General features: G+C 53.3%; 17 protein-coding genes and 1 other annotated feature. Of the genes, 9 read left to right on the top strand and 8 right to left on the bottom strand.

Annotated elements, in window-relative coordinates; translation table 11 throughout:
• Nucleotides 1-31: 31 nt before the first annotated feature.
• From E2L00_RS01435 to E2L00_RS01415, 5 genes are all read right to left on the bottom strand, one after another.
• On the bottom strand, nt 32-1396 hold the full coding sequence (locus E2L00_RS01435) for an APC family permease (protein ID WP_167606018.1): 1365 nt from the start codon (nt 1394-1396) through the stop codon (nt 32-34).
• Nucleotides 1386-1448 (bottom strand): membrane protein YoeI, encoded by a 63-nt coding sequence (gene yoeI, locus E2L00_RS21890; protein ID WP_167607501.1) that lies wholly within the window; start codon nt 1446-1448, stop codon nt 1386-1388. Before yoeI ends, E2L00_RS01435 begins: the two co-directional genes overlap by 11 nt.
• Before the next feature lie 154 nt (nt 1449-1602).
• Nucleotides 1603-2901, bottom strand: coding sequence for a 4-aminobutyrate--2-oxoglutarate transaminase (gabT, locus tag E2L00_RS01425; RefSeq protein ID WP_167606015.1), 1299 nt, complete (start codon nt 2899-2901; stop codon nt 1603-1605).
• A 125-nt stretch (nt 2902-3026) separates the two neighbouring features.
• A complete protein-coding gene (locus E2L00_RS01420; protein WP_167606012.1) occupies nt 3027-3953 on the bottom strand; it encodes a LysR substrate-binding domain-containing protein in 927 nt (308 codons plus the stop codon).
• A 161-nt stretch (nt 3954-4114) separates the two neighbouring features.
• A complete protein-coding gene (locus E2L00_RS01415) occupies nt 4115-4942 on the bottom strand; it encodes an SDR family oxidoreductase (protein ID WP_167606009.1) in 828 nt (275 codons plus the stop codon).
• Nucleotides 4943-5140: 198 nt separating this feature from the next.
• On the opposite strand from E2L00_RS01415, the gene hisL reads away from it, so the two are divergent.
• From hisL to hisIE, 9 genes are all read left to right on the top strand, one after another.
• Complete coding sequence (hisL, locus tag E2L00_RS01410; protein ID WP_201279285.1) at nt 5141-5191, top strand: his operon leader peptide; 51 nt, start codon at nt 5141-5143, stop codon at nt 5189-5191.
• Nucleotides 5167-5289, top strand: a sequence feature (His leader region). (Overlaps the previous gene by 25 nt.)
• A 36-nt stretch (nt 5290-5325) precedes the next feature.
• A complete protein-coding gene (hisG, locus tag E2L00_RS01405) occupies nt 5326-6225 on the top strand; it encodes an ATP phosphoribosyltransferase (protein WP_167606006.1) in 900 nt (299 codons plus the stop codon).
• Nucleotides 6226-6229: 4 nt separating this feature from the next.
• Nucleotides 6230-7552, top strand: a complete 1323-nt coding sequence (gene hisD / locus E2L00_RS01400; RefSeq protein WP_167606003.1) for a histidinol dehydrogenase — start codon at nt 6230-6232, stop codon at nt 7550-7552.
• A complete protein-coding gene (gene hisC, locus E2L00_RS01395; RefSeq protein WP_167606000.1) occupies nt 7549-8631 on the top strand; it encodes a histidinol-phosphate transaminase in 1083 nt (360 codons plus the stop codon). Before hisD ends, hisC begins: the two co-directional genes overlap by 4 nt.
• Entirely contained in the window at nt 8628-9695 is a 1068-nt protein-coding gene (gene hisB / locus E2L00_RS01390) for a bifunctional histidinol-phosphatase/imidazoleglycerol-phosphate dehydratase HisB (protein ID WP_167605997.1), read from the top strand. Before hisC ends, hisB begins: the two co-directional genes overlap by 4 nt.
• Nucleotides 9695-10285, top strand: a complete 591-nt coding sequence (hisH, locus tag E2L00_RS01385) for an imidazole glycerol phosphate synthase subunit HisH (RefSeq protein ID WP_167605994.1) — start codon at nt 9695-9697, stop codon at nt 10283-10285. Before hisB ends, hisH begins: the two co-directional genes overlap by 1 nt.
• Nucleotides 10286-10290: 5 nt before the next feature.
• A complete protein-coding gene (gene hisA, locus E2L00_RS01380; RefSeq protein ID WP_167605991.1) occupies nt 10291-11028 on the top strand; it encodes a 1-(5-phosphoribosyl)-5-[(5-phosphoribosylamino)methylideneamino]imidazole-4-carboxamide isomerase in 738 nt (245 codons plus the stop codon).
• Nucleotides 11010-11786, top strand: a complete 777-nt coding sequence (hisF, locus tag E2L00_RS01375) for an imidazole glycerol phosphate synthase subunit HisF (RefSeq protein WP_167605988.1) — start codon at nt 11010-11012, stop codon at nt 11784-11786. The genes hisA and hisF overlap by 19 nt, the downstream gene beginning before the upstream one ends.
• Nucleotides 11780-12391: a bifunctional phosphoribosyl-AMP cyclohydrolase/phosphoribosyl-ATP diphosphatase HisIE gene (gene hisIE, locus E2L00_RS01370; RefSeq protein WP_167605985.1), complete on the top strand. Its 612-nt coding sequence runs from the start codon at nt 11780-11782 to the stop codon at nt 12389-12391. Before hisF ends, hisIE begins: the two co-directional genes overlap by 7 nt.
• Nucleotides 12392-12542: 151 nt before the next feature.
• Here the strand turns inward: hisIE and wzzB are convergent, their stop codons facing one another.
• The 3 genes from wzzB to rfbB form a co-directional block, all read right to left on the bottom strand.
• A complete protein-coding gene (wzzB, locus tag E2L00_RS01365) occupies nt 12543-13547 on the bottom strand; it encodes an LPS O-antigen chain length determinant protein WzzB (protein WP_167605982.1) in 1005 nt (334 codons plus the stop codon).
• 303 nt (nt 13548-13850) lie between these two features.
• A complete protein-coding gene (rfbA, locus tag E2L00_RS01360) occupies nt 13851-14717 on the bottom strand; it encodes a glucose-1-phosphate thymidylyltransferase RfbA (protein WP_167605979.1) in 867 nt (288 codons plus the stop codon).
• 21 nt (nt 14718-14738) lie between these two features.
• The gene (gene rfbB / locus E2L00_RS01355; protein WP_167605976.1) at nt 14739-15803 is read right to left on the bottom strand and encodes a dTDP-glucose 4,6-dehydratase; all 1065 of its coding nucleotides are present in this window, start codon (nt 15801-15803) and stop codon (nt 14739-14741) included.
• Between the last annotated feature and the right edge of the window lie 91 nt (nt 15804-15894).

Below are 15894 nucleotides of genomic sequence, written 5' to 3'. Positions count from 1 at the left end.
TCCCGCAGGAGCCATTTTTACTTCAGCGCTATTACGCTAAATCTTCGTTGAACTGCGGCACCGGGTTACGGAAGCGACGAGTAACAAAGGCAAGATAGGTCAGGCCAATGGCTGCCCAAATCAGACCAAGAATCATCGAGCTTTCTTCCAGGTTAATCCACAGCGCACCCACCGTCAGCGCACCGCAGATTGGCAGCACCAGATAGTGGAAGTGATCTTTGATGGACTTGTTGCGGCCTTCGCGGATCCAGAACTGGGAAATCACCGACAGGTTCACGAAGGTGAACGCCACCAGCGCACCAAAGTTAATCAGCGCCGTTGCGGTTACCAGGTCGAACTTCACGGCAAACAGCGCAATGATACCAACCAGAACCACGTTCAGCGCCGGGGTACGCCACTTCGGATGAATGTAACCGAAGAAACGCTCCGGGAACACGCCGTCACGGCCCATCACGTACATCAGACGGGATACGCCAGCGTGTGCAGCCATACCTGAAGCCAGTACGGTCACGCAGGAGAAAATCAGAATGCCAAACTGGAAGGCTTTGCCCGCCACGTAAAGCATGATTTCTGGCTGCGACGCATCCGGATCTTTAAAGCGAGAGATATCCGGGAAGTACAGTTGCAGGAAGTAAGAGACCACAACGAAGATCACGCCGCCGATCAGGGCAGTCAGGAAAATCGCTTTTGGAATAACACGGCCCGCGTCCTTGGTCTCTTCAGACAGCGAACTGATGCCGTCAAAGCCAAGGAACGAGAAGCACAGAATGGTAGCGCCGGTGATCATCGGCACGACGTTAGCCTGCTCTGACCAGAAGGGTTTGGAGCTGGTCAAGGTGCCGGCACCTTCGCCGTGAGCCACGCCGTAAATAACCAGGCCGGTAATAACCGCCATGACAACCATCTGCAACACAACAATCAGGCTGTTGAAGTTCGCTACGGTTTTAATGCCGCGCAGGTTGGAAATGGTCATAAAGCCAACCAGCAGCACGACGAAAATCCACGAAGGAATAGACGGCACCAGCGCTTCGAAATAGATTTTGGCCAGCAGGATGTTGATCATCGGCATAAACAGATAATCAAGCAAAGAGGACCAGCCCACCATAAAGCCGACCACCGGGTGGATAGCTTTCTGAGCATAGGTATAAGCGGAACCCGCTGACGGGAAACGGCGTACCAGCTTTCCGTAACTTAACGCGGTAAATAAAATTGCCACAAGGGCAAACGCGTAAGCCGTCGCGACATGTCCGTCGGTAAGGCCAGATACAATACCAAATGTATCGAACAGCGTCATAGGCTGCATATAAGCGAGGCCCATCATAACGACCGGAACGAGCGTCAGGCTCTTACGGAGTTCGATACGTGAATTTGCACCTGCGGTGACGTTAAGCGACATGGTCATTCTCCCAAACGGCGAATGCCTGCGCAAAAGCAAAAAACTGCCCCATCTTGTTTTCCTCGGCGACACGACTGTCGTTTTTTAAAAGCTAATATCTATCCGGTACGAAGCCCGGCCTCTTGGTTTTTTTGGCGAATGCCTGTTTGACTGCTTAGACTCAATGCAAAAAAATAACCGACGCGTTTAACGTCGGTTTTTTTATCTCATTTTGTGAGGCGCGTATTTTGCACCAATTCGAGGCAGGATGACAAGATGTTGAGGCCTTGATTAACAATTTCTTTTTCGGCGGTTAAAGGCACCAGGAATCTGATGACGTTACCGCGTACGCCGCAGGATAAAAGGACAAGCCCCTGACGGCCCGCCTCCTGCACCAGCGCGGCGGTAAATTCCTTATCCGGACGGTGGCTGTCGCGCCCTTCAACCAGCTCCATAGCGATCATCGCGCCGTATCCGCGCACGTCGCCAATGCAGTCGAACCGCTCGGCCAGCTGGTGCAGCCTTGTGGTAATTTGTTCGCCTATGGCCTGCGCACGTTGGTTGAGCTGTTCTTTTTCGATGATATCCACCACGGCCAGGGCTGCGGCGATAGCGACAGGCGACCCGGCGTAGGTGCCGCCAAGCCCGCCCGGCAGCGCCTTGTCAAACAGGGCTTTTTTCCCTACCAGCGCCGAAAGCGGGAAGCCGCCCGCCAGGCTTTTCGCCATGGTGATTAAGTCCGGCTCAACTTCGCTGTGCTCAATAGCGAAGGTTTTGCCAGTACGGCAGAAGCCGCTCTGGATTTCATCGACAATCAGCACGATGCCGTGTTTGTCGCAAATGGAACGCAGCTGCTTCATAAACTGCGGCGATGCCGCGTAAAAACCGCCTTCGCCCTGCACCGGCTCGATAATAATGGCGGCGACCTCGTCAGGTGAAACATCCGCGGCGAAAATACCCGCCAGCGATGCCAGCGCCTGGGTATCCGTAATGCCAAGATAGGCCGCCGGATAAGGTGCGTGATAAATACCTGCCGGGAACGGGCCGTAACCTTTTTTATACGGCTGCACTTTGCCGGTTAGCGCCATGCCTAATAAGGTGCGGCCATGAAACGCGCCACGAAAAGCAATTACCGCCGAACGGCCGGTCGCAATTCGCGCAACTTTGATTGCGTTCTCAACCGCTTCTGCTCCGGTAGTAAGAAACAAAGCCTGACAAGGTTCACTGATCGGGGCCAGTTTATTCAGACGTTCCGCCAGCTCAATATAGTTGCCATAAGGCGTGACCTGGAAACACGGGTGGGTGAAGTGGTCAAGCTGTTGACGAACCGCTTCTATAACGGCCGGATGGTTGTGTCCCGTATTCAGAACGGCGATACCTGATGCAAAATCGATGTAACGATTGCCCTCCACATCCCATAATTCGGCATTCTTTGCTTTATCTATATAGACGGGCAGCAGGTTCCCGACACCGTGCGGAACCGCCTGCTCGCGGCGCGACTGCCATTGCTGATTGGTTTGCTTCATACGAACTCCTTGCGCACAAAAAACCTCTGCAAAATTAGCAGGGGTGAAAATTTCATCGCGAAGACGCATTCAGAAGAGATAGCGATCCATTTTTAACAATAGATGCGGGGCCGGGGGTCCGCCACTCACCCGGAAGTATTATTTTGCGTCACGCCGTAGACGGTGGCGATTTCAGGACTGGCGACGATTTGCTCCCGCCACCACTCGCTGGCAAGGCCGGCGGTTTGCTCGTTCCAGCCGATCCAGACGGGCACAAAAGGCACGTGGGACACGACCTGTTTCTCTACCAGCACGCCGCTTTCGATAAAACGTTGTGCCATATAGCGCGGCATATAACCGCAGCCGATGCCGCTGATTTGCAGTTCAAGCTTGGTTTTAAAATCAAAGACGGTGATCGCCTCCTGATCTTCAAGCAGATGCATAGCCCTGGAAGGTTCAAGACGCGAGGTATCCCCAACGACGACCGCTCTGCTGCGTTTGATTGCTCGTCGGGTTAACGGTTCTTCCGCCTCTGCCAGCGGATGATGGGGAGCGACGACAAAAACAATCTCCAGCTGCCCGAGCAGCGTGAAACCGAATCCGCTCAGCGAAGGCGGATCGCTCATCGCGCCGACAATAATATCCGCCCGCCCTTCCGTCAGCGCCTCCCATGATCCACCCAGCACGCCATTGATAAATTTCAGGCGCGTCACGCTGTAGCTTTTATAGAAGGCTTCGATAAGCGGCGTCAGTAGTGAAAACGGAAAGGAGTCGTCCACGCCGATCACCAGTTCGTTTTCCCAGCCCTGATGGAGCTTGATGGCCTGCTGTTCAAGTTCGCGCACGGTATGCAGCACTTCGCGCCCTTTTTCCAGCAGAAGCTGGCCTGTTCGCGTAAAACGCGCCCGGTGGCCTGAACGGTCGAGGATCTGAATATGGAGATCGTTTTCGAGTTTTTGCACGGTGTAGCTGAGCGCGGAAGGCGTTTTAAAGAGCTTTGTCGCCGCCGCAGCAAAGCTCCCTTCTTTATCGAGGGCGTCAAGAATGATCAGCACGTCCAGCAACGGTTTCAAACTCGCCTCAACTTATCCCCTGAATAATTCGAGCTGCAGGAAGGCGGTAAGGAAGCCCATGCCAGGAGTTTACCTGGGTAAAAGACCGGGATGGGCAAATGCAGCCAACGCATCTGCGGCCTGAAGCATGACGGGTAGAACGAGCAATGCCATCCGCAGCGCTACTGCACAGGCATTACTAACGGATTGGGATACTGATATTCAAACCCCAGTTCATTACAAATACGGTTGCCATCCACCAGCTTTCCGTGGCCCGGTTTATCCGGCGCGCGAAACGTTGGCGCCGCCAGATTGAGCTGACGCGCCATCTGCGAATAAAACTCCTCGCGCGTGGGATGAACGGGCGCACATAAATTATAGATGTGTCCGCCTTTGGGAGCCTGCAACAACAGCGTAATTGCAGAAATGACATCTTCTAAATGCACAAGGTTGACGCCATGACCGCCGTTGGCGACGTCGGATTTACCGGCAAGAAAACGTCCCGGGTGCCGCTCAGGCCCAACCAGGCCCGCAAGACGCAGGATATCGACTGAGGTGCCGGGCAAATCGTGCAGCCACTGTTCCAGCTCTTTCAGCACGCGTCCGCTGGCGGTAACAGGGCTAAGCGGGAAGTCTTCCTTTATCCTGCCCTCGGCCTCGCCGTAAACGGATGTCGAACTGGTAAAAATAATGCGCGCCACCTGATGCGCCAATGCGCTGTCGACAATTTCCTGCACCGCCTGCAGGTAAAAATCATCGCCTTCGCCGGTCCGGCGCGCGGGAAGCGTGATGACAAGTGCGTCAACGTTTAGCAGCTCATCAAGATCGTCGCTCTCACAAGCCAGCTCAGGCGTCAGTTGCAGCTGATAACTGTCGATGCCGCACATGCGGGCTGCTTCAACGCCGTCGAGCGTAGTTTTGCTTCCTGTAACCTGCCAGCCCCGCGCTGATAATGACAGCGCCAGCGGCATGCCTAACCATCCTAACCCGACAATCGCAACCTTTTTCATGCCTTCTCTCCTGAGACGCAGCATTTTCTTCTGTGCTGCGTTAACTAGCCTGTCATAAGGCTACGCCACGTTAAGCGAACTGACAATTAGCGAGCGTAAACAGAATATTAAACATGGCGCTAAAAAGCCCTTGCGCTCAACGCTACATCTGGTTTACGTTAAAAGCACATCATGAATAACCATTCATACGAGAATTTTATGACACGCGTTCAGACTACAAGCCACCATCATCACCATCATCCTGACTAGTCTTTCAGGCGATGTGTGCTGGGAGACGAAAAGCTCTTCCAGAGGTGCATGAACGTGTGATGAAGCCCCCGGAAGAACTCTTTCGGGGGCTTTTTTTTGGACGTCAGACAGGAATGACTAAGGGGCAATTACCAATGTTAGACAACAACCGTTTACGCATAGCTATTCAAAAATCTGGCCGTTTAAGCGATGATTCCCGCGAATTACTGGCCCGTTGCGGCATAAAAATTAACCTGCACACCCAGCGCCTGATTGCGCTGGCAGAAAATATGCCGATTGATATTCTGCGCGTGCGTGACGACGACATTCCGGGACTGGTGATGGACGGCGTGGTAGACCTTGGCATTATCGGTGAAAACGTGCTGGAAGAAGAGCTGCTGACCCGTCGCGCTCAGGGCGAAGATCCACGTTACTTCACGCTGCGCCGCCTGGATTTCGGCGGCTGTCGTTTTTCACTGGCGATCTCCGTCGACGATCCCTGGGACGGCCCTGCTTCGCTGAACAATAAACGTATCGCAACCTCTTACCCGCACCTGCTGAAGCGCTATCTTGATGGCAAAGGCGTCCAGTTTAAATCCTGCTTATTAAACGGCTCCGTTGAAGTCGCCCCGCGCGCCGGCCTGGCCGATGCAATTTGCGACCTGGTTTCTACCGGCGCGACGCTTGAAGCTAACGGCCTGCGCGAAGTGGAGGTGATTTATCGCTCCAAAGCCTGCCTGATTCAGCGCGACGGCGAAATGCCCGAAGCCAAGCAGCAGCTCATCGACAAGCTGATGACCCGTATTCAGGGCGTGATTCAGGCCCGTGAATCCAAATACATCATGCTGCACGCGCCGAGCGAGCGTCTGGATGAGATTGTCTCCCTGCTGCCGGGCGCCGAGCGCCCAACTATTCTGCCGCTGGCAGGCGACCAGCAGCGCGTGGCGATGCACATGGTGAGCAGCGAAACCCTGTTCTGGGAAACCATGGAAAAGCTCAAAGCGCTGGGTGCCAGCTCCATTCTGGTGCTGCCAATTGAGAAGATGATGGAGTAAGCCAATGTCGAACTTCAACACGCCGATTTTCTGGAATGACTGTGATAAAGCCGCGCAAAACGCGCTGCTGATGCGCCCGGCTATTTCCGCCTCAGAAAGCATCACGCGTACCGTGGCGGAGATTCTGAATAATGTGCAGGCCAACGGCGATGCGGCGCTACGCGAATACAGCGCCAAATTTGATAAGACCGAAGTTCAGCAGTTAAAGGTTACCGGGCAGGAAATTGCCGCGGCGGTTGGGCGTCTTGGGACGGATATTAAAGAAGCGATGGCGGTTGCCGTCGCCAACATCGAAAAATTCCACGTTGCGCAGCAGCTGGCAACGGTGGATGTAGAAACCATGCCGGGCGTGTGCTGCCAGCAGGTTACCCGCCCGGTGGCGTCCGTCGGCCTTTATATTCCAGGCGGTTCCGCGCCGCTGTTTTCTACCGTGCTGATGCTGGCCACGCCGGCTCGCATCGCGGGCTGTAAGAAAGTGGTGCTGTGCTCGCCGCCGCCGATTGCCGATGAAATCCTCTATGCCGCACAGCTTTGTGGCGTGCAGGAAGTGTTTCAGGTTGGCGGAGCCCAGGCCATCGCCGCGCTGGCGCTGGGCACCGAAAGCATTCCCAAAGTGGATAAAATCTTCGGGCCGGGCAACGCCTTTGTGACCGAAGCAAAACGCCAGGTTAGCCAGCGCCTTGATGGCGCGGCAATTGATATGCCCGCCGGGCCTTCCGAAGTGCTGGTAATTGCCGACAGCGGCGCAACGGCAGATTTTGTGGCATCCGACCTGCTATCTCAGGCCGAACATGGCCCGGATTCCCAGGTAATTTTGCTGACGCCGGATGCCGGGATGGCGCAGGCCGTTGCGCAAGCCGTTGAGCGCCAGCTAGCCGCGTTGCCTCGTGCAGAAACGGCGCGCAAAGCGCTGGAAAGCAGCCGCCTGATTGTGGCGCGGGATCTGGAGCAATGCATTGAGATTTCCAACCAGTATGGTCCTGAGCATCTGATTATTCAGACGCGTAACGCCCGTGAACTGGTCGACAGCATTACCAGCGCCGGATCGGTATTCCTCGGTGACTGGTCCCCGGAATCCGCAGGCGATTATGCATCCGGCACCAACCATGTGTTGCCAACCTATGGCTACACGGCAACCTGTTCAAGCCTTGGGCTGGCCGATTTCCAGAAGCGTATGACCGTGCAGGAACTCACCCCGCAGGGTTTCGCAAGCCTTGCGAAAACGATTGAAACCCTGGCCGCCGCCGAGCTGCTGGACGCCCATAAAAACGCCGTTACCCTGCGCGTTGCGGCCCTGAGCCGCAATAAAAAGGAGGAGATGCAATGAGCATTGAAGAGTTAGCCCGCGAAAACGTTCGCGCCCTGACCCCCTACCAGTCGGCCCGCCGCCTGGGCGGCAACGGCGATGTGTGGCTGAACGCGAATGAATATCCGACCGCCGTTGAGTACGACCTGAGTCAACAGTCGCTGAACCGCTACCCGGAATGCCAGCCGAAGCTGGTGATTGAACGTTACGCCGCCTATGCGGGCGTGAAGCCGGAACAGGTGCTGGTGAGCCGCGGTGCCGACGAAGGCATTGAATTGCTGATTCGTGCGTTCTGCGAGCCGGGCAAGGACGCCGTGCTTTATTGCCCGCCAACCTACGGCATGTACACCGTGAGCGCAGAAACCTTCGGCGTGGAGTGCCGCACGGTGCAAACGCTGGAAAACTGGCAGCTCGATTTACCGGCCATCGCGGAAAACCTTGCAGGCGTAAAAGTGATTTACGTTTGCAGCCCGAATAACCCAACCGGGCAGCTCATCAACCCTCAGGATTTCCGTGTTCTGCTGGAAATGACGCGCGGTAAGGCGCTGGTTGTGGCTGACGAGGCCTATATCGAGTTTTGTCCGCAGGCGACGCTTGCCGGCTGGCTTGAGGAATATCCACACCTCGTCGTGCTGCGTACGCTATCCAAAGCCTTTGCCCTCGCCGGGCTGCGCTGCGGCTTTACGCTGGCTAACGAAGATGTCATCAACCTGCTGATGAAGGTGATTGCGCCTTATCCGCTCTCTACGCCCGTTGCGGATATCGCGGCACAGGCGTTAAGCACGCAGGGAATAAACGCCATGCGCGAACGTGTGGCGGAAGTGCTGGTTAACCGCCAATATCTGATTACGGCCCTGAAAGATGTTGCCTGCGTTGAAGAGGTTTTTGCATCCGAAACCAACTACGTGCTGGCCAGAATAACCGCCTCAAACGCGGTGTTTAAATCGCTGTGGGATCGGGGCATTATCTTGCGTGACCAGAATAAACAACCATCGTTAAGCGGCTGTCTGCGAATTACCGTGGGCACCATGAAAGAGTGCGAGCGCGCCATCGCTGCGCTGCGCCAACAACCCGGCCTGACGGCCACGGAGGGCGTGTGAGCCAGAAAATTCTTTTTATCGACCGTGACGGCACCTTAATTTCCGAGCCACCTGCTGATTTCCAGGTGGATCGCATGGACAAACTCGCTTTTGAACCGGCGGTGATCCCGGCCCTGCTGCAGTTGCAAAAGGCGGGTTATAAATTAGTGATGATCACCAATCAGGATGGGCTGGGCACCGCAAGCTTCCCGCAGGCTGATTTTGACGGGCCGCACAATCTGATGATGCAGGTATTCACCTCCCAGGGCGTGAATTTTGACGATATTCTGATCTGCCCGCATTTACCGGCGGATGACTGCGACTGCCGCAAGCCGAAAATCTCGATGGTCAAAGGGTATCTGGAAGAAGGCGTGCTGGATAAAGCAAACAGCTATGTGATTGGCGACCGCGCCACCGATATCGAGCTGGCGGAAAATATGGGCATTCAGGGGCTGCGCTATCACGGCGAATCCCTGACCTGGCCGATGATAAGCGACCGGCTGACCAAACGTGACCGCTATGCCCACGTTGAGCGCGCCACCAAAGAGACGCAGATTGACGTGCAGGTCTGGCTGGATCGCGAAGGCGGCAGCAAGATCAACACCGGCGTCGGCTTCTTCGATCACATGCTGGATCAGATAGCCACGCACGGCGGCTTCCGCATGGAAATCAGCGTAAAAGGCGATTTGTACATCGACGATCACCACACCGTGGAAGATACCGGACTTGCGCTGGGCGAAGCGCTGAAAATCGCGCTTGGCGACAAACGCGGCATCACCCGCTTCGGCTTTACTCTGCCGATGGATGAATGCCTGGCACGCTGCGCGCTGGATATCTCCGGCCGTCCGCACCTGGAATATAAAGCCGAGTACAACTTCCAGCGCGTGGGCGATCTCAGCACCGAGATGGTTGAGCACTTCTTCCGCTCGCTCTCCTATACCATGGGCGTCACGCTGCACCTGAAGACCAAAGGCAAAAACGACCATCACCGCGTCGAGAGCCTGTTTAAGGTCTTTGGCCGCACGCTGCGCCAGGCGATTCGCGTTGAGGGCGATACGCTGCCCTCCTCGAAAGGAGTGCTGTGATGAACGTGGTGATCCTGGATACCGGCTGCGCCAACCTGCTGTCGGTAAAATCATCTATTAAGCGTCTGGGCTATGACCCGGTTGTCAGCCGGGATGCGGATACGGTGCTGCGCGCAGACAAGCTATTTTTACCCGGCGTTGGCACAGCGCAGGCGGCGATGGATCAAATTCGCGAGCGCGATTTGCTTGAGCTGATCCAGGCCTGCACCCAGCCGGTGCTGGGCATTTGCCTCGGCATGCAGATCCTTGGCAGCCATAGCGACGAAAATCAGGGCGTTAAAACGCTCGGCATCATTGACGAACCCGTGCTGAAGATGACCGACCACGGTTTACCGCTGCCGCATATGGGCTGGAACCGTGTTTATCCAAAAGCGGGAGACCATTTGTTCCGTGATATTGAAGACGGCGCGTATTTCTATTTTGTTCACAGCTATGCAATGCCGGTATGCGCTAACACGGTCGCACAAGCAAGCTACGGTGAACCGTTCACGGCTGCCGTGCAAAAAGACAATTTCTACGGCGTGCAATTCCACCCTGAACGCTCGGGTGCCGCCGGGGCAAAATTGCTCAAGAACTTCCTGGAGATGTAAGCACGATGATTATTCCCGCTCTCGATTTAATTGATGGCAAAGTGGTGCGTCTCCATCAGGGAGATTACGGTCAGCAGCGCGATTACGGTAGCGATCCGCTGCCTCGCCTGCAGGATTACCAGGCGCAGGGCGCACAGGTGCTGCATCTGGTCGACTTAACCGGCGCTAAAGATCCTGCTAAGCGCCAGATCCCATTGCTCAAGAAACTGGTGGCCGGGGTTACTGTTCCGGTACAGGTTGGCGGCGGCGTGCGTACTGAAGAAGACGTTGCGGCTCTGCTGGAGGCAGGTGTTGCACGCGTGGTGGTTGGTTCCACGGCGGTGAAATCACCTGACGTGGTAAAAGGCTGGTTTACGCGTTTTGGTGCCGAAGCGTTAGTGCTGGCGCTGGACGTGCGCATTGATGAGCAAGGCAGTAAACAAGTTGCGGTCAGCGGCTGGCAGGAAAATTCCGGCGTTTCTCTGGAAGAACTGGTGGAAACCTATCTGCCGGTGGGGCTAAAACACGTGCTCTGCACGGATATTTCCCGTGACGGAACGCTCGCAGGCTCTAACGTGTCACTTTATGAAGAAGTCTGCGCGCGCTATCCGCAGATCGCGTTTCAGTCCTCGGGCGGAATTGGCGACATTAACGATATTGCAGCCCTGCGGGATACTGGCGTGAGCGGCGTAATCGTCGGTCGCGCTTTACTGGAAGGAAAATTCAACGTGGCGGAGGCGATCTCATGCTGGCAAAACGGATAATCCCCTGCCTGGACGTGCGTGACGGCCAGGTCGTAAAAGGCGTGCAGTTTCGCAATCATGAAATCATCGGCGACATCGTGCCGCTGGCAAGCCGCTATGCGCAGGAAGGCGCCGACGAACTGGTATTTTACGATATCACCGCTTCCAGCGACGGACGCGTTGTGGATAAAAGCTGGGTATCGCGCGTGGCGGAGGTTATCGATATTCCTTTCTGCGTGGCGGGCGGCATTAAATCAACAGACGATGCGGCAAAAATCCTCTCGTTTGGCGCGGACAAAATATCCATCAACTCCCCTGCGCTGGCCGATCCTGAACTCATTACTCGCCTGGCAGACCGCTTTGGCGTGCAGTGTATTGTGGTTGGCATTGATACCTGGTTCGATAATGAGACGGGGAAATATCACGTTAATCAGTACACCGGTGATGAAAACCGCACGCGGATAACGCAGTGGGAAACTCTGGACTGGGTGCAGGAAGTACAAAAGCGTGGCGCCGGGGAAATCGTGCTTAATATGATGAACCAGGACGGCGTACGTAATGGCTATGATCTGGAACAGCTACGCAAGGTGCGTGAAGTGTGCCACGTGCCGCTGATTGCTTCAGGTGGCGCAGGAACCATGGAGCATTTCCTGGAAGCCTTCCGCGATGCGGACGTGGACGGTGCGCTGGCAGCGTCAGTATTCCATAAGCAGATTATTAATATTGCTGAGCTGAAAATGTTTCTTGCTCAGCAAGGCGTGGAGATTCGAGTGTGTTAACAGAACAACAGCGTGACCAGCTTGACTGGGAAAAAACAGACGGCCTGATGCCGGTCATCGTACAACATGCCGTCTCCGGGGAAGTGTTGATGCTGGGATATATGAACCCTGCGGCGCTGGCTCAGACCGAACAAAGCGGCAAGGTCACCTTCTACTCGCGCACTAAACAGCGTCTGTGGACAAAAGGCGAAACCTCCGGCCACTTCCTGAACGTAGTGAGCATCGCCCCTGACTGCGATAACGACACGCTGCTGGTGCTGGCAAATCCGATTGGCCCGACCTGCCACCTCGGCAACTCAAGCTGCTTTGCTTCGGCTAAACATGACTGGCATTTCCTGTTTGAGCTGGAACAGCTGCTGGCATCGCGTAAAACCGCCGATCCGGAAAGCTCGTATACCGCAAAACTGTACGCCAGCGGCACCAAACGTATCGCGCAGAAAGTGGGCGAAGAAGGTGTGGAAACGGCTCTGGCCGCTACGGTTAATGACCGCCATGAACTGACTAACGAAGCTTCAGATTTGGTCTATCACCTGCTGGTGCTGCTGCAGGATCAGGATTTAGATTTGAGCGCGGTGATTGAGAATTTGCGTAAACGGCACAAGTAACTTTTGCTGGATGTAAAAAGGCCGCTGATGCGGCCTTTTTACATCATGTAGGATAGAGATAGGCGTCAGCGCCATCCACCGCATTGACCCGAAATATTGTGGCGAAGGGTACTTTGTCTATTCGTCCTACAAAAAAGCGTATTTACCAGAACTAAGCCGTGGTCTTGTAGTTACGAATGGCGTTACGCCCTAACACCACACCTGCGCCAATCATTCCGCCCAGCAATGTCGCCAGTATCAGCGTAATACCCTTTTTCGGACTATCGCGACGGATTGGTAACGTAGGTTTCATCACATACCGGTAAGCATGGATAGTTTTAGGATCGATTTTAAGACTCTGAATATCAAGCAGGTTTTGTTTGGTCTGATAATAAGTATCTGAGAAGACCAACGGTCGGGTTGCCTCGTTTTTAATCATTGAGGTTAGCGCTTCGCTGCCTAACAAAAACAGGGTATCCTGTGTGACATCCTCAGTTTGCTGCACCTGCGGTGAAGTAACTTTTGCTTCCGTAGCAAATTTCAGCGCCTCATCAATCTGCTTAATACGCAGATTTTTTTGCTCCTGAGCCACTTTTTCCTGAGATTTCAAAGAATCTTCAAGCGTGGCGGTTTGCAATTTAATGCTGTTGTTAAGGTCCAACCCTAACTCCTGACCAACCTGCTCATCAACCTGTTGAAGATATTGGGCAACCTTAGCTTGTGCATCTTTCGGGGTAGCGCCAACGTAGGTGATTTTCAACGGTAACGGCTGGCCTTTCACAGAAGGTTCAATGGTCAGTTTTTCTGGTTGTTCCTGATTATCCAGCGTTTCCGATAAGGCTGACATCGCCGAGCTTAAACGCCCCACAACCCGTAACTGGACGTCCGTGATATTCAGGACGGGACTCCCATTGATAACGTTTAAGGCGTTCATAACGTTTAACGCGTTATTATAGGTTGCAACTTGCGCAGCATCCGGTTGGGCGATAACCGCTGTGGAGGTCCATTTCTCTTTAGCGACAAAAAGATAGATGACTGCGATAATAATAGCCAGGACGACACAAGCGATGATAGTTATCTTTCCTCGCCATAGCTGTAAAAAAAGATCAATTAAATCAATAGACTCTGGATCGCGCCCAATGTGATTTTTCATCACATTATTGTTATCTTGACTCATGATTACCCTAAGAGAAATAGTTCATAAAATGTGATGATATTCACCGGGGTAAGTATAATCAGATAACAGTAAAATTCCATGGCAGAACTAAGAATTTTTCTAAGAATAGACCGGAAAATACTTATAAAATATACGCGTTAGTATAGCTGGGAGTGCTTTGAAATAGCCAAGGGCTCGTCAAAAATCAATCAGGCGTTCCAGATGAGCGCCTACAAAAAAATATATAATTGATTTTATGATAAATAGCAGAATGTGTGCTTAATTTCAGCTAAATAAACCGAACTGCCTCGCTCATTGGCGCAGTCATTTTATGACCAATTGCATCAAATATTGACCATAGGAAGTTTTTTCCATGGCCCTGGCACTATCAAGTACCTGCTCCGCAGACATCCATCCCTTGCGCCAGGCAATCTCTTCAAGACAGGCGACTTTGAAGCCTTGCCGCTTTTCAATGGTATGGACAAACTGCGAGGCCTCAATCAGGCTGTCATGCGTGCCGGTATCAAGCCAGGCAAAACCACGGCCAAGCAGTTCAACGGTGAGTTCATCCATCTCAAGATACATCTGGTTAATGCTCGTGATTTCAAGCTCATTACGTTCCGATGGTTTAACCTGTTTAGCTAGATCGACGACTTGATTATCGTAAAAATAGAGTCCGGTCACTGCCCAGTTAGATTTTGGTTCTGCTGGCTTCTCTTCAATAGAAAGCGCACGATAATTTTCGTCAAATTCGACAACCCCAAAGCGCTGCGGCGACATCACCTGGTATCCGAAAACGGTTGCACCATTTTGTCGACTGGCAACCGCCTCAAGCTTGCTGCCAAAGCCCTGGCCAAAGAAGATGTTGTCCCCCAATACCAGGGCGCAACTCCCACCATTAATGAACTCTTCACCAATAAGGAAAGCCTGCGCCAGGCCTTCCGGGCGAGCCTGGATTTCATAGCTAAGATTGATACCTAAATGGTTGCCGTCACCCAGCAAACGCTGGAATGAAGGGAGATCCTCAAGCGTCGTGATCAGTAAAATATCGCGGATCCCTGCCAGCATAAGCACAGAGATCGGATAGTAAATCATGGGCTTATCGTAAATGGGCAGCAGTTGCTTTGAGACCCCACGTGTAATTGGATAGAGCCGCGTGCCTGAACCACCTGCCAGAACAATCCCCTTCATATTAAATCCTTATTTTCTTAATTAACTGCTAAGGCCTAAACGTTCCCTGGAATACGAACCATTTTTAACTCGTTGCCACCATGACTCATTCGCCAGATACCATTCAACGGTTTTTCTGATCCCACTTTCAAAGGTTTCGCTCGGTTTCCAGCCAAGCTCTCGTTCGATTTTAGAGGCATCAATAGCATAGCGCAGATCGTGACCCGGACGATCTGTTACATACGTAATCAACTCTTCAAAACGATTAATTTGCGCAGGCTTAGTCGCCACTATTTCATCCAGCAGACGGCAAATAGTCTTCACGACATCAATATTCCTGCGCTCGTTATGCCCACCAATATTATAGGTTTCACCCGGTTTGCCTTCGGTGACTACTTTATAAAGCGCACGGGCATGATCTTCAACGTACAGCCAGTCACGGATTTGACAACCATTACCGTAGACAGGCAATGGCTTACCTTCCAGGGCGTTGAGAATAACTAAAGGAATCAGTTTCTCAGGGAAGTGATAAGGCCCGTAATTGTTGGAACAATTGGTCACTATAGTCGGCATGCCGTAGGTGCGCAGCCACGCGCGAACCAGATGGTCACTGGCAGCTTTTGATGCGGAGTATGGACTGCTCGGCGCATAGGGTGTCGTCTCGGTAAACAGCGACTCGGTATCGTGCAGGTCACCATAGACCTCATCAGTAGAAATATGGTGGAAGCGAAAGGCCTCTTTGGCTGGCGACGCCAGTTGGTTCCAGTAATGACGTGTTGCTTCCAGCATAACATAGGTTCCAACGATGTTTGTTTCAATAAAAGCCACAGGGCCATCAATTGAACGGTCAACATGGCTTTCAGCCGCAAGATGCATTACCGCATCCGGTTGAAACTCCTTAAATACTTTATCCAGTGCGGCCCTGTCGCAGATATCAATTTGGCGAAACGAGTAACGAGCGTTGTCGGCAACAGGCGCGAGGGATTCAATGTTTCCAGCATAGGTCAGTTTATCAATGACCAAAACGTCGTCACTGGTTGCGTCAATAATATGGCGAACTACGGCAGAACCGATGAAGCCAGCACCGCCCGTTACGATAATTTTCATAAAGCCCCAAACCATTCGAATCTGCGTACACTACCTTTATTACTATCGGCAGCGAGAAGGTAAAAGCAAATTTATACCTGTAGATTAAAAA

Source organism: Cedecea colo (assembly GCF_011808225.1).
Classification (GTDB): Bacteria; Pseudomonadota; Gammaproteobacteria; order Enterobacterales; family Enterobacteriaceae; genus Dryocola; species Dryocola colo.
Note: the sequence above shows the minus strand (reverse complement) of the source record. Positions and strands in the feature narration are given on the sequence as shown.